Origin of the sequence: Aeromonas sp. QDB03 (genome assembly GCF_027707985.1) — a bacterium.
In the GTDB taxonomy this organism is placed as follows: Bacteria; Pseudomonadota; Gammaproteobacteria; order Enterobacterales; family Aeromonadaceae; genus Aeromonas; species Aeromonas hydrophila.
Genome location: NZ_JAPCJG010000002.1, coordinates 770,172 through 784,404, shown reverse-complemented (window position 1 = coordinate 784,404; position 14,233 = coordinate 770,172). Strand labels below are relative to the sequence as shown.

Genomic DNA, 14,233 nt, shown 5'->3' with positions numbered 1-14,233 from the left:
CTTTTCCGAGCGCTCTTCACTCACCATCCCTGATGGAGAGCGCCCCATCACGTGTGGAGCATTACGATGAACATCATTGCCATCCTCAACCACCTGGGGGTTTTCTTCAAAGAAGAACCCATTCGCCAGCTGCAAGCCTCCCTCGAGCGCAAGGGTTTCGAGGTCGTCTATCCGGTCGACGTGGCCGACCTGCTGAAACTGATTGAGAAGAACCCCCGCGTTTGCGGCGCCATCTTCGACTGGGACAAATACTCCCTGGGCCTGTGCAAGGAGATCCACGATCGCAACGAGAAGCTGCCGATCTTCGCCTTCGCCAACGACCAGTCCACCCTGGACATTCACCTGACCGACCTGCGTCTGAACGTGCACTTCTTCGAGTACCGTCTCGGCATGGCCGACGACATCGCCCTCAAGATGGGTCAGGCCACCCAGGAGTACCAGGACGCCATCCTGCCGCCGTTCACCAAGGCGCTGTTCAAGTACGTGGAAGAGGGTAAATACACCTTCTGTACCCCGGGTCACATGGGCGGTACCGCCTTCCAGATGAGCCCCGCCGGCAGCATCTTCTATGACTTCTACGGCCCGAACGCGTTCAAGGCCGACGTCTCCATCTCCATGCCGGAGCTGGGCTCCCTGCTGGATCACTCAGGCCCGCACAAGGAAGCCGAAGAGTACATCGCCCGTACCTTCAACGCCGATCGCTCCTACATCGTCACCAACGGCACCTCCACCGCCAACAAGATCGTCGGCATGTACTCGGCGCCGGCCGGCAGCACAGTGCTGGTGGATCGCAACTGCCACAAGTCGCTCACTCACCTGATGATGATGAACGACGTGACCCCGCTCTACTTCCGCCCGACCCGCAACGCCTACGGCATTCTGGGCGGCATCCCGCAGAGCGAATTCAGCCGCGAAACCATCGCCGCCAAGGTCGCCGCCACCCCGGGTGCCCAGGCGCCGCGCTACGCCGTGATCACCAACTCCACCTATGACGGCCTGCTCTACAACACCGGCTTCATCAAGGAGGCGCTGGACACCCCTTACATCCACTTCGACAGTGCCTGGGTGCCCTACACCAACTTCAGCCCGATCTACGAAGGCAAGTGCGGCATGAGCGGCGAAGCGATGCCGGGCAAGGTGTTCTACGAAACCCAGTCCACCCACAAGCTGCTGGCGGCCTTCTCCCAGGCCTCGATGATCCACATCAAGGGCGACGTGGAGGAAGAGACCTTCAACGAAGCCTTCATGATGCACACCTCCACCTCGCCGCAGTACGGCATCGTGGCCTCCACCGAGATCTCCGCCGCCATGATGCGTGGCAACACCGGCAAGCGGTTGATCAAGGACTCCATCGATCGCGCCATCTCCTTCCGCAAAGAGATCAAGCGCTTGCGTGAGCAGAGCGAAGGCTGGTTCTTCGACGTATGGCAGCCGGACGACATCGATACCGTCGAGTGCTGGAAGCTGGATCCGAAAGATGACTGGCACGGCTTCAAGGACATCGACGACAACCACATGTACCTGGATCCCATCAAGGTCACCCTGCTGACCCCGGGCATGGGCCGCAATGGTCAGCTGCTGGAGAACGGTATCCCTGCCTCGCTGGTCTCCAAGTTCCTGGACGAGCGCGGCATCGTGGTGGAGAAGACCGGTCCCTACAACCTGCTGTTCCTGTTCTCCATCGGCATCGATCAGTCCAAGGCGATGCAGCTGCTGCGTGCTCTGACCGAGTTCAAGCGCGGCTACGATCTGAACCTGACCATCAAGAGCATACTGCCGAGCCTCTATCGTGAAGACCCGAGCTTCTACGAAGGGATGCGTATTCAGGAGCTGGCGCAGCGCATTCACGAGCTGACCAGCAAGTACCGCCTGCCGGAGCTGATGTTCAAGGCGTTCGACGTGCTGCCTGAGATGAAGATGACCCCGCACGCCGCCTGGCAGCAGGAGCTGGCCGGCAACGTGGTGGAAGTGCCGCTGCGCGACATGGTGGACCGCATCAGCGCCAACATGATCCTGCCGTACCCGCCGGGAGTTCCGCTGGTGCTGCCGGGCGAGATGGTGACCCAGGATTCCCTGCCGGTGCTCGAGTTCCTCGAGATGCTGTGCGAGATCGGGGCCCACTACCCGGGCTTCGAGACCGACATCCACGGCCTCTATCGTCAGGCCGATGGCAGCTACACCGTCAAGGTGCTGCGCTAAGCGAGAGTGACAACAACGGGCCGCAAGGCCCGTTTTTCCCATCTGGGTTCATCCATTTTTTTGCGAGTCAGCATGAAGCGAGTTCTCTCCATCCAGTCCCACGTGGTGTTCGGCTGCGCCGGCAACAGCGCCGCCGTGTTTCCCATGCGTCGCATGGGGCTGGAGGTGTGGCCCGTCAACACGGTGCAATTTTCCAACCATACCCAGTACAGCGCAGGCTGGCAGGGGATGGTGATGCCAAACGGTCATATCCGCCAGTTGATGGCGGGGCTGGCCGACATCGGTGTACTGGGGCAGTGCGATGCGATCCTGAGCGGTTATCTCGGCTCGGCCGAGCAGGGGGAGGAGATCCTGGCGGCAGTGGCCCACCTCAAGGCACTCAATCCGAATGCCCGCTATTTTTGCGACCCCGTGATGGGGCATCCCGACAAGGGGTGTATCGTCGCGCCCGGCGTCGCCGATTTTCTGAAAAACCGGGCGCTGGCCTGCGCCGACCTGCTGGCCCCCAATCTGCTGGAGCTGGAGCAGCTGACCGGTCGCGAGATCTGCAATCTGAGCGAGGCGCTGGCGGCTTGCCAGCAACTGCGTGAGGGGGGAGTCGAGCTGGTGATGGTCAAGCATCTGGGCCGCGCCGGCTTGAGCCTGGACCGGTTCGAGATGCTGCTGGTGTGCGAAGAGGGGGCGTTTCATATCTCGCGCCCCCTCTATGAGTTTCAGCGTCAGCCCATCGGGGTGGGGGATCTGCTGAGCGCCACCATGCTGGCCAACTTGCTGGCGGGCTTCACGCCGGTGGCGGCGTTCGAGCGCACCAATGCCAGCGTGGATTCGGTGCTGGCCCAGACCTGGCTGGCGGGCGCCTACGAACTGCAGCTGGTGGCCGCCCAGCAGGCGATGGTCGAGCCCGAGATCCGCACCTGTGCCCGCCGGCTGCCGGCCTGATGGCAGCGCTTAACCGGCGCGCCTGGCCAGTTGCACTTGTTGGCGCGCACCAAGCGGCTTGCGACCGGGCCGGCTCAGCGGGGCACAGGCCAGCTTGAGGCGGCGCCACTCGCGCCACAGCAACCAGCACAGCGGCAGGGTCAGCAATACCACGGTGGTGGGCTGGGCCAGCAGCACGCCGTCCCGGCCCCACCAGAGCGGCAGCATGAAGATCAGCGGCAGCAGCAGCAGGGTCTTGGCGGACGAGATGAGCAGCGCCTGGCGGGTACGGGCCATGGACTGCAGCAGCACGATGCCGAACATGATGATCCCCTCCAGCGGAATGGCGCCGAGGTTGAGGGTCAGGCTGCTGATGGCGGCCGCGAGCAGCTCGCCATCCTGATCGCCGGTGTAGAGCATGGCTACCTGGCGCGGCAGCAGCTGGATCAGCAGCCAGACAGCCAGACCGTAGACGAGCGTGATCTTGAGCCCCATCTCCATCAGGAACTTGAGATCACGATGACGTTTGGCGCCGGCCGCCTGGCTGACCAGCGGCTGGATGCCGAAGGCCAGCCCCTGCAGGATGACGATGAACACCGCTTCGGTGTAACCGGCCACGGTGAAGCCCGCCAGATCCTTGACCGAACCGTGCACCATCAGCTGGCTGTTGTGCAGCAGCAGCAGCAGGCCGAGGTTGAACTGGGCGATCAGGCTCGGCAGACCGGTGAACAGCAGGTTCGGCATGGCCGGGAAGTCGGGCACCAGATGGCGCCACTCTATGCGCAGCTTGGCATGGCGGGTAAAGAAATAACCGAGCCCGAGCAGGCTGACGACCCCTTCCGAGATGAGGGTGGCCTGTGCCGTACCGATCAGTCCCAGCCCCAACCGGCCCACCATGATGTAGTTGAGGATGATGTTGAGGATGGCGCCGCTGCTCACCAGCAGCATGGCGAGACGGGGGCGGCCATCGTTGCGCAGCAGATAGGGCACCGCCAGGTTGCAGGCCAGCAGCAGGGTGCCGCCGCCAATCCAGTAGAGGTAGTCGCTGGCCTGTTGCCAGGTGTCGGTACCCTGTTCAATGCCCAGTGCTAGCAGGATGTCGACGTGCCAGTAGTGCAGCAGCAGCGGCGCCACGGCGCCCAGTAGCCCCAGCAGCCAGAGCGCATTGACCAGCGCCTGGCGGGCCTGGCCGAAATTTCTGGCACCTTGCTGGAAGGAGATGGCGGTGGCCGCCCCCATGCTGATCATGGCGGCGAGACCAATCAGCACCATGATGACCGGGTAGACCAGGTTGATGCCGGCGAGGCCGGCGGCCCCCACGTAGTGACCGACGAAGATGCCATCGACCAGGTAATAGGCGCCGGATACCAGCATGGCCATGATGGAGGGAAGGGCATAGCCCCAGAAACGGCGGGTCATCGCCCGCTGGCGCAGAGTGAAGTAGGCAGACATATCTGTTCTCTTGGGGAGTTCGATTATCGAGCAGATAGTCTAGATTAATATTTTTTTATCGATAATCCGGTTTCTATTTGATGAATTGCTGAACCACATTCATCAATCAGCGTGGCTGGTAGTGTCCCTTGAGCATGTCGATGAGGGCGCGCAGCCCGTTGCCCAGCTGATGGCGACTGGGATAGAAGAGCGAGAAGTCGACGAAGGTGGGGCACCAGGGCTCCAGCACGCTCACCAGGGTGCCCTCGGTCAGCTGCCTGCTCACCTCCTCTTCCAGACAGTAGGCCAGCCCCAGTCCCGCCTCGGCCGCCCCCAGGTAGAGGGCCGGCGTGCTGGTGGTGAGCGGCCCGGTCACTTCGATCTCCAGCATGGAGCCCTCCTCGCCGGCAAAGGCCCAGCGATAGTGATGGGAGGGGGTGAGCCGATAGCCGATGCAGGCGTGCCGGGTCAATTCGCGCGGATGCTGCGGGGTGCCGTGTTCGGCCAGATAGGCGGGGGCGGCCACCACCAGATAGCGCTGGGGCGGGCCGAGCGGTACCCCGATCATCTCCTTGGGCAGCAGATCCCCGTAAAAGAGGGCGGCGTCATAGCCATCTTCGATGAGGCGCGGCATCAGCTCCTGCTCCACCACCTCCACCTGCATGCGCGGGTAACGCACCATGTAATCGATCAGCACCGGGGCCAGCAACTCATCGATGGCGCCGCGCGGCGCGCTGATCTTCAGCCTTCCTACCGGTTCGTCGCTGTGACGGGCCAGCTCACCCAGTGCACTCTCCAGATGGCTCAAGGTTGGCAGCAACTGGGTCAGCAGGCGCTGACCCGCATCTGTGGGCACCACGGCGCGGGTACTGCGATTGAGCAGGCGCACCCCCAAACGGGTCTCCAGCCCTTTCAGGCTGTGGCTCAGGGCGGAGGCAGACACACCGAGTTCGAGGGCGGCCTTGCTGAAACTCTGGTGGCGGGCGACGGCGGCAAACACCGCCAGTTCGGCGAGATCGGTACGGGTGATGGCCATATTAATTCAGCGAAAAAATGTTGAGCAACAGGGTACGTCAGCGGACGGCGGGACACAATCTGAGCAATAAATAGGCGAATGTAAGCAATTTGTTGTACCCACAAGGATATAGATACGGGTGAAACTACCTCTATTTGTTAACGGCTGTTCACAAAATTGGGCTCGTAACGTGATCTCTGACGCCAGAAAGGCGATTCCAGTCAAACTTTGGTTGATTAATTCAAAAAAACACTGTGATCGCTAAGGGGATTTAATTAGAGTCAGCGCATCGGAACAAAAGCGTGTTAGCGAGTTGTAAAGTCTGACGCGTTTGTGGCCCTCGGGCCTATGACCCGCCGGCTTGTTTGTTGCAATTTGGTTGTTACATGGAGTGATGACCAGCTTGCCGGGCCGACGGGATGAGAATAACAGGGATGGACTGCAGGAGTTCCAGGGAGATGGAACAGGGCATTGCGCCCGGTTGACTAGAAATTTTCTATTTTCCTTGATGACAGGAACACCCCTATGTCTGACATGAACATTGCAGTAGAAGGCAGCTTAGCCAGTAATGCGTCTTCCCGTGGCATCAACAAGGCCGATGTGGTCTGGATGCTGGGTCTGTACGGTACCGCCATCGGTGCCGGTGTACTCTTCCTGCCGATCAACGCCGGTGTAGGTGGTCTGTGGCCGCTGGTTGCCATGCTGGTCCTGGCCCTGCCGCTGACCTTCTTCGCACACCGTGGCCTGACCCGCTTCGTGCTGTCCGGTTCCACCCGTGATGGCGACATCACCGAGGTAGTGGAAGAGCACTTCGGCAAGACCGCAGGCAAGTTCATCACCCTGCTCTACTTCTTCGCCATCTACCCGATCCTGCTGATGTACTCGGTAGCCATCACCAACACCGTCGAGAGCCTGATGGTGCACCAGCTGGGCATGACTGCACCTCCCCGTGCCATCCTGTCTCTGGCGCTGATCCTGGGTCTGATGGCGATCGTTCGCCTCGGCGGCCAGGTTATCGTCAAAGCGATGAGCGTGCTGGTATTCCCGTTCGTGATCACCCTGATGGGCCTGGCGCTCTACCTGATCCCGCACTGGAACGGTGCCATCATCACTGAAGCTCCGGCTCTGGGTGATGCCTTCAACGGCGACTTCCTGAAGACCCTGTGGCTGGCCATCCCGGTCATGGTGTTCTCCTTCAACCACTCTCCGATCATCTCCTCCTTCGCGGTGGACAACAAGGGTCGTTACGGTGAAGGTGCCGAGAAGAAGTGCAGCAACATCCTGCTGGGCGCCCACGTCATGATGGTAATGACTGTTATGTTCTTCGTATTCAGCTGCGTACTGAGCCTCTCCCCGGCTGACCTGGCTGCTGCCAAGGAACAGAACATCTCCATCCTGTCCTATCTGGCCAACCACTTCGACAACCCGGTTATCGCCACCGTGGCTCCGCTGATCGCCATGGTCGCCATCAGCAAGTCCTTCCTGGGTCACTACCTGGGTGCACAAGAGGGCATGAACGGTCTGATGGCCAAGTCCCTGCGTGAGAAAGGCAAGAACGTTGACGTCAAGCAGCTGAACAAAGTGACTGCAGTGTTCATGATCCTGACCACCTGGGCCATCGCCACCATCAACCCGAGCATCCTCGGCATGATTGAAGACCTGGGCGGCCCCATCATCGCGATGCTGCTGTTCCTGATGCCGATGTACGCCATCACCAAGGTGCCGGCCATGCGCAAATACGCTGGCAACATCAGCAACGTGTTCGTGACCATCATCGGCCTGATCGCCATGTCCGGTATCATCTACAAGCTGATTGCCTGATAACACGGGTTACCCGCTTGAATGAAGAAGCCGCCTCGCAAGAGGCGGCTTTTTTATGGCCGGTATTCAGGGCTGGGCGTTGTCGATGTTCTCCGCCTGCCAGAGGGCGTAGCCCTTGCCGGCGGCAGTGGTGGGCAGGTCAATCTGCATCAGGTCATTGCCGATGACGAAGGGCCCTGTGTAGCGGGCGCGCAGGCTCTGCGCCAGATCTTTCACCGTGATCTTGCCGTTGAGGCCGATGTGGCTGAACACGGTCAGCGCCGGTTTGGCTTCGTTCAGAACGCGGGCGGCCTGCTCGGGGGAGGCGAGGTGACCGGCGATGGCCCGGTAGCCGGGGTTGGCCTTCATGCGGGCGGCGGAGGTCATGGAGACGCAGTGCACCAGCAGATCCGCCCCCTTGGCCTCTTTCACCACCTGCGGGCTGTAGCGGGTATCGCCGGAGAGCACCACGCTGTGGCCGTGGTAATCGATGCGATAGCCAAACGATGGCTTGATGTTGACCCCGTGGTCGTTGTCAAAGGCGGTTACCTTGACCCCATCCCGGTCGTAGACCACCCCGGCAGTGACCTCGTGGCTGTTGATCTTCACCCCGTCCAGCGGCGTCCCCTCATCCTTGACCCGGGTGGCGATGTCGGTGGCGTAGGCCTGCTGCAGGCCGCTCGCGAGGGCATCGGTGCCCTTGGGCCCGTAAATCTCCATCGGCGTGTGACGCTGGCCGTAGGCGGGTTGCAGCCAGCCGGTCAGCCAGAGATCCGCCAGCCCGTTGGTGTGATCCGAGTGGAAGTGGGTGAGGAAGAAGGCGTTGACCCGGCCGATGGGGATATGCAGCTGCCACAGGCGGGTGGCGGAGTTGCGGCCAAAGTCGAACATCAGTTTCTGGTTGCCCGCCTCGACCAGGGTGCTGTAACCCCCGCGGCTGATCTGGGGCACCGGGGTGCCGGTGCCAAGCAGGCTGACCCGGAAGATATCGGGCTGGGCTTGGGCAGTGGCCTGGTTTGCGCTGACGGGGGCGCTCTGCTGCGGGTTGATAAAGCTGCTCTCGGCAGCCTGGCTGACACCGGTGGCCAGCAGACCGACCAGCAGGGCGGCCAGATAGGTACTTTTCATGGATGTATGTCCTGATAGGTGAGGTTGCTGATCACTATATTGGCAACCAAAAGTGCGATAAATTGGCAAAAAATCATTTCTTACTAAACTTTTGGTTGTGAATGTGGACCGCTTGCAGCGGGCCAAGTGGTCTAGAAACGTGGGCAAAGGAGGGGTTGTGGACCGATTGACCAGCATGCGTATTTTCACCCGGGTGGTGGATCTCGGCTCCTACAGCGCGGTGGCAAGCGAGCAGGGGATCAGCGCCCAGATGGTGGGCAAACATGTGCAGGGGCTGGAGCAGTGGCTGGGGGGCAAGCTGTTTCACAAGACCACCCGCCAGCAGGCCCTGACCGAGCTGGGCCAGCTCTTTCTGGCCCGCTGCCAGCGGGTGCTGGAAGAGCTGGCGCTGACCGAGTCGTTGACCCAGCACCTGCTGGCCGAGCCGGCCGGACGGCTGCGCATCGCCGCCCCTCTAAGCTTTGGCCACCATCGGCTGGTGCCGCTGCTGCCCGCCTTTCTCGACCGTTACCCCAAGCTGGAGGTGGATCTGCAGCTCACCCCGCGCTGGGTCGATCTGGTGGAGGAGGGGTTCGATGCCGCCATCCGTACCCTGCGCCCGCAGGATGAGGCGCTGATCGCCCGCCCGCTGCTGACCCAGCACTACCGCCTCTGCGCTGCGCCCGCCTACCTCGCTCGCCACGGCGTGCCCCGTGATCCGGCCGATCTCGCCAGCCACCAGTGCCTGCACGGTAACTGGGGCGAGCACGAGCGCTGGCAGTTTGTCGGGGGCGATGGCCAGAGCGAGGAGGTGCGGGTGGCCTCGCGCCTTCGCATCAACCACTGGCCGGCCTTGCTGACGGCAGCGCTGGCAGGGGCTGGCATCAGCTTGCAGCCTGCCGATCAGGTGCAAGAGCATATCGCTGCAGGGCGGCTGCTGCCCCTGCTCGATACCTACCGCATTCCGGACAAAACCCTCCATTTCATCTACCCGGCAGCGCGCCGGCAGGTGCTCAAGATCACCCTGCTGGGGGATTTTCTGGCCGAGGCGCTGCAACCGGACTCAGCGCCTGAATAAAGCGCTGCATATTCTTGCCATCCTGCTTAACCATCGTGCTTAACAAAAGGGCGAGGGAGGCCTAACATGGCGGGATGTTTTTCTAGTCGGGACAAAAGGATATGTCTGGGTTGAAAAAGGATCTCGGGCTCTGGCAGGGAATGGGGCTGCTCGCCACCTCGCTGCTCGGCACCGGGATCTTCGTGGTACCGGCGACTGCCGCCTCGCTGGCGGGTGGGGCCTCGCTGTGGGCCTGGTTGCTGTTGATTGCGCTGGTGCTGCCGATTGCCTTTACCTTCGCTCGCCTCGGCCGCCGTTATCCCCATGCCGGCGGCGCGCCGCACCTCATCGGCCTCGCCTTTGGCAACGGCGCCGAGCGCTTCTCCGCCTTCCTGTTTCTGGCGGTGCTGCCGGTGGGCCTGCCCGCCGCCCTGATGATTGCCGCCGGCTTCTGGCACGCCCTGTTCGATCTGGGGGAGTGGACCCTGTGGGGCATCCAGCTGCTCACCCTGCTCGGGGTATTTTTGCTCGGGCTGCGCGGGGCACGCTCCTCCGGCAACCTGCAGTTGCTGATCGCGCTCGCCATTTTGGGGCTCACCCTGCTCATCTGGTTCAAGGGGGATATCAGCTGGCGCGACGCCGCCCGGCCGCTGCCGACGACGGACGAGTGGCCCGCCATGGCCACCGCGCTGGCGGTGATGTTCTGGTGTTTCGTCGGGCTCGAGGCCTTCGCCCACATGGGGGAGGAGTTCAAGCGACCGGAGCGGGACTATCCGCTGGCCCTGCTCGGCGGGGTGCTGCTGGCGGGGCTCATCTACTGGGTGCACTCGCTGGTGGTGCTCAAATACGGCCTCTACGGCGATGAGGCGACCAACGCCACCGCCATTCCGGCCCTGCTCTCGCTGCTGTTCGGTCCCACCGCCAAGTGGTTGGTGGCGGTGCTCGGCTATCTCTCCTGCTTTGCCAGCATCAACATCTACCTGCAGGGATTTGCCCGGCTGATCTGGAGCATGGCGCGCGAAGGCAAGCTGCCGGTCTCGCTGGCCCGCCTCACCGCCCGCGGTGCACCGCTGCGGGCCTTGAGTCTGGTGCTCGCCATCTGTCTGGTCTGCATCACCCTGATCATCTGGTTGCGACTGCCCCTCGATGAGCTGATCCGCTACGCCAACGGCAACTTCGTGCTGGTCTACCTGCTCTGCATGGCGGCGGGCTGGCGCCTGCTCGGCGGGGTGGGCAAGGGACTGGCGGGGGTGAGCGTGCTGCTCTGTGCCCTGGTGCTGGCGGCGCTCGCCTCCCAGGTGCTCTATGCCGTGGTGCTCAGTCTGGGGTACGGCTGCTTCTCCCTGTGGCGGCGCAGACGCCGCCGCTCGGCGCCCGATGAGGGTGTCTGCGCCATCAAGTAACCCGAAAAAAAGCCCCGCAGTGCGGGGCTTTTGGTTGCAGGTCACAGACTGGCGGGCAGGTCGCTGCGCAAGATGGCGTAGTGGCGCAGGGAGATGAAGCCATCCCCCTTGCATTCGCACTCCCGCGCTGTGCCCTCGTAGTGAAAGCCCGCCCGTTCCAGCAGGCGGGCGGAGGGGAGGTTGGGCTCCTCCACCACCGCCAGCAACCGGTGCAGCTCGCTGGTGCGATAAGTGAGCGGCAGCCACAGTTGCAGCGCCGCGCTCATAACCCCCTTGCCCCAGTGTTCGGGATAGAGCCAGTAGCCCAACTCGGCCCGCCGGTGAGTCGGGTCGGCATCGTTGTAACCGATGGCGCCGAGCGGTTCGCCCGTGTGCCGGTCACGAATGAGGTGCCAGGCGCCACGGCCGGTGTGGGTCAGCTCGGCATACCAGGCCATCTGGGCCTGGCACGCCGTCAGGCTGTCGTAGCTGACGCCGTAATAGGCGACGACCCGCGGATCGGAGAGGCCGCGGAAGATGTGGGGCAGATCGGCGTCGCTGACCGGATCCAGCCTGATGTGGGGTTGTTGCATTGATGTCATGGTGGCTCCTTGCGGCCAACCGGAGTTGGCCGCGAGTGTTGAGTCAAACAGGGATGGCTGGCAGAGCCGGTTGATGGCTCTGCTCATGATCCGACCAACCCGAGCTGGTCGGTGAGCCTGGCCAGCTCGTCACGCCACTGCTGCTGCAGGCGTGGGGTCTGGTGCCTGGGCTTGCGGGCCAGATCGGCGGCGAGCAGGGCATCGAGTTCATACCAGCGTGCCAGCAGCGCCTCCTCGTCATCCGCCGGGCCGGCCGTGGCCTGCCCCATGACGGGGGCGGCCAGGTCTGCCTTGTCTGCTGCCGGCGAGGGCGCATCGCCAAGCAGCTCGGCATAGGCCCGCTCGGCGCTGTGAGCCTCCTGGATGCGGCCGTCCCTGATCAGCCAGAAGCGGTTGCAGCTGCGCTCGATCAGCTCCCGGTCGTGGGAGATCAGCAGCACGCCCCCCGGGAAGGCGGCAATGGCCTCGGCCAGCTGCTCCTTGCCCGCCAGATCCAGGTGGTTGGTGGGTTCGTCGAGCCAGAGCATGTGGTGGCTGCCGAGCGACAGGGCGAGAAACAGCAGCCGTGCCCGCTCCCCCCCGCTCAAGCTGTGCACCTGCTGACCGTGGCGGGCATAGGGGAAACCCGCCCGGATCAGCGCCTGACGCCGGGTGGTCTCCGGCAGAGGGGCCAGCGGGTAGAGGACGTCGCTCAGGGTGGCGTCGTCAGCGAGCTGCTGCAGGGACTGATCGTAATAGGCGATGCTGGCGCCGGGGTGGCAGTACCAGCCTGCCTGCGGGCTCTGCGCGGCCAGTTCGCGCCAGCACTGGCGCAGCAGGGAAGACTTGCCGGTGCCGTTGGCGCCGAGCAGGGCGACCTTGTCTCCTGTCCGCAGCCAGAGCCCTTCGGCGTGCAGCAGCGGCGTCAATGCCGGCGCGGGCGCCACGTCGAGGGCCTCCAGCCGCAGCAGGGTGTCGGCGGGCAGGCTCAGTCCGCGCAGCTCGAGCCGCCAGGGGGCCAGCGCCGCGACCTGGCTCTGCTCCTCCTGCAGGCGGGCGATGCGCTTTTCCATGGACTTGGCCTGGCGCACCAGCTTCTCGTTGTCATGCTCCCGCCCCCAGATGGCGAGGCGTTTGCTGCTGGCGCTCAGGCGGTCTATCTCCTTTTGCTCGTCGGCCCGGCGCAGACGGGCCTGCTCGTCCTCGGCGGCCAGCGCCGCCCGGGCCTGGCTGCAGGGCAGGGCGAAGCGGTGCAGCTGGCCATCGCGCAGGATCAGGGTCTGCTCGGTGACCCGGTCCAGCAGGCGACCGTCGTGGGAGACCAGCACGAAGGCGCCGCGCCAGCCCAGCAGAAACTGCTCGAGCCAGAGCAGGGCGGGCAAGTCCAGGTGGTTGCTGGGCTCATCGAGCAGCAGCAGGTTGGGTTGGCGCAGCAGGGCACGGCCTATCTGCAGCCGGCTGTGCTGGCCGCCGCTCAGCGCACTGACCGGCAGCGCGGCCTGGGCCTCCAGCTGCAACTCGGCCAGCAGCTTGTCCACCTGCCATTCGGCGCTCGGGTCGTTGCCCAGCGCATCCAGCAGCACGGCGCGGGTGCTGAGGGTTGAAAGCCTGGCTGGCAGTTGCTGGGCCACGAACTCGCAGCGGCAGGCGGCCGCCTGCACGACCCGGCCGGCCTGGGGCGTGCACTCGCCCGCCAGCAGTGCCAGCAATGTGCTCTTGCCGCAGCCGTTGGCACCAATCAGGCCGAGTCGGTCGCCCGCGCGGATGCCGAGTTCGAGGTGGTCAAATAACGGAAGGTGCCCCGCACTCATCTGCAGGGAATGGGTACTCATCAGGGTTGTCATGCTCTTGCTTTCTTAAATCGCGGGATCGAAGATCCCTGTCATCAGGAGCGCTGGCGACAACGGCAGAGTCGAGAAAGGTCTCGGTATGGAAGGGAGTCGGCTTTGCTCGAACCCGCTATCGCAGCGCGATGGTATGCAGGCAAGAGCACGCGAATGTGCCGAACAGGCGAGCCGAGAACATCGGACACGCTTGGATAACCATTTTTTACCTCCTTGTGTTTCGTGATGGCACGGTGCGGCGATTATAAGCGCAGAAAAAATAACCGTCTATCCATGGCGGTGCCCTGCGGGTGAGGCGGGAAGGCGCTTTGTCAGCGGCGGGACAAAAAAACGCCCCGCTGGGCGGGGCGTGGTGATGGGGATGTCAGTCGCGCGGGGTCTTGAGCGCCTGGATCAAATCTTCATTGGGGGCCAGCCCCTCCACGTGGTTGAAGCTGTCCAGCCCCTCCTGCGGGTTGATGGTGAAGGCGTCGGCGCTCAGGTAGCTGCCGCTGCCGGCACTCTCGACCACGACGATGAGCTCGGGCTGCTTGTCGCCGTTGAGATCCAGCAGCTTGAGCTCCTTGATGCTGCCATCGCGCGGCAGCACCTTGCCGTCGATGAACTGATCCAGCGGGAACTGGGGGTTGGCGCCGGAGTAGAGGCGCACGTCGTAGCTACCGGTGGAGGCAGGTTCGCCGCGCCCTTCGCTGACGGTCACTACCTGGCCTGAGGGGAGCGTCAGTTGTTTGAAGAACCCGTCCGCCGCCTGGCTGGCGAGGGGCAGGGTGAGCAGGCCGAGTGTCATGAGCAAGGCTTTCATCGGTTTGACCCTTGTTACTGCGGCGGCGGTTGCCCGCCACCTGTGTCACTGTGCGAACCGGCTGGGCAGCCCCCGCCGGTTCGCGTCATCCGCCCCT

The 14,233-nt window shown here is 63.5% G+C and carries 11 protein-coding genes; 5 read left to right on the top strand and 6 right to left on the bottom strand.

Going from position 1 to position 14,233, the window contains the following annotated elements; translation table 11 throughout:
- The first annotated feature begins 66 nt into the window (after window positions 1-66).
- Both PG900_RS08290 and pdxY read left to right on the top strand, forming a co-directional pair.
- Entirely contained in the window at window positions 67-2,199 is a 2,133-nt protein-coding gene (locus PG900_RS08290) for a lysine decarboxylase CadA (protein WP_065476253.1), read from the top strand.
- Between the two features lie 72 nt (window positions 2,200-2,271).
- On the top strand, window positions 2,272-3,138 hold the full coding sequence (pdxY, locus tag PG900_RS08285) for a pyridoxal kinase PdxY (RefSeq protein ID WP_226033107.1): 867 nt from the start codon (window positions 2,272-2,274) through the stop codon (window positions 3,136-3,138).
- Window positions 3,139-3,147: 9 nt separating this feature from the next.
- On the opposite strand, the gene PG900_RS08280 is transcribed toward pdxY, so the two are convergent.
- Both PG900_RS08280 and PG900_RS08275 read right to left on the bottom strand, forming a co-directional pair.
- On the bottom strand, window positions 3,148-4,569 hold the full coding sequence (locus tag PG900_RS08280) for an MATE family efflux transporter (protein WP_226033108.1): 1,422 nt from the start codon (window positions 4,567-4,569) through the stop codon (window positions 3,148-3,150).
- Between the two features lie 106 nt (window positions 4,570-4,675).
- Window positions 4,676-5,584 (bottom strand): LysR substrate-binding domain-containing protein, encoded by a 909-nt coding sequence (locus PG900_RS08275; RefSeq protein WP_270831258.1) that lies wholly within the window; start codon window positions 5,582-5,584, stop codon window positions 4,676-4,678.
- Between the two features lie 504 nt (window positions 5,585-6,088).
- On the opposite strand from PG900_RS08275, the gene PG900_RS08270 reads away from it, so the two are divergent.
- Window positions 6,089-7,384 carry an HAAAP family serine/threonine permease gene (locus PG900_RS08270; RefSeq protein ID WP_024946034.1) on the top strand — a complete coding sequence of 432 codons (1,296 nt, stop codon included), beginning with the start codon at window positions 6,089-6,091 and terminating at the stop codon, window positions 7,382-7,384.
- Between the two features lie 66 nt (window positions 7,385-7,450).
- Here the strand turns inward: PG900_RS08270 and PG900_RS08265 are convergent, their stop codons facing one another.
- Window positions 7,451-8,491 (bottom strand): MBL fold metallo-hydrolase, encoded by a 1,041-nt coding sequence (locus tag PG900_RS08265; RefSeq protein ID WP_270831257.1) that lies wholly within the window; start codon window positions 8,489-8,491, stop codon window positions 7,451-7,453.
- 157 nt (window positions 8,492-8,648) lie between these two features.
- On the opposite strand from PG900_RS08265, the gene PG900_RS08260 reads away from it, so the two are divergent.
- Complete coding sequence (locus PG900_RS08260; RefSeq protein WP_270831256.1) at window positions 8,649-9,548, top strand: LysR family transcriptional regulator; 900 nt, start codon at window positions 8,649-8,651, stop codon at window positions 9,546-9,548.
- A gap of 101 nt (window positions 9,549-9,649) precedes the next feature.
- Window positions 9,650-10,930, top strand: a complete 1,281-nt coding sequence (gene yjeH, locus PG900_RS08255; RefSeq protein WP_270831255.1) for an L-methionine/branched-chain amino acid transporter — start codon at window positions 9,650-9,652, stop codon at window positions 10,928-10,930.
- 41 nt (window positions 10,931-10,971) lie between these two features.
- On the opposite strand, the gene PG900_RS08250 is transcribed toward yjeH, so the two are convergent.
- The 3 genes from PG900_RS08250 to PG900_RS08240 form a co-directional block, all read right to left on the bottom strand.
- Window positions 10,972-11,511 carry a GNAT family N-acetyltransferase gene (locus tag PG900_RS08250; RefSeq protein ID WP_270831254.1) on the bottom strand — a complete coding sequence of 180 codons (540 nt, stop codon included), beginning with the start codon at window positions 11,509-11,511 and terminating at the stop codon, window positions 10,972-10,974.
- Between the two features lie 83 nt (window positions 11,512-11,594).
- Entirely contained in the window at window positions 11,595-13,334 is a 1,740-nt protein-coding gene (locus tag PG900_RS08245) for an ABC-F family ATP-binding cassette domain-containing protein (protein WP_270831253.1), read from the bottom strand.
- A gap of 364 nt (window positions 13,335-13,698) precedes the next feature.
- The gene (locus tag PG900_RS08240; protein WP_270831252.1) at window positions 13,699-14,136 is read right to left on the bottom strand and encodes a PliI family lysozyme inhibitor of I-type lysozyme; all 438 of its coding nucleotides are present in this window, start codon (window positions 14,134-14,136) and stop codon (window positions 13,699-13,701) included.
- Window positions 14,137-14,233 lie beyond the last annotated feature (97 nt).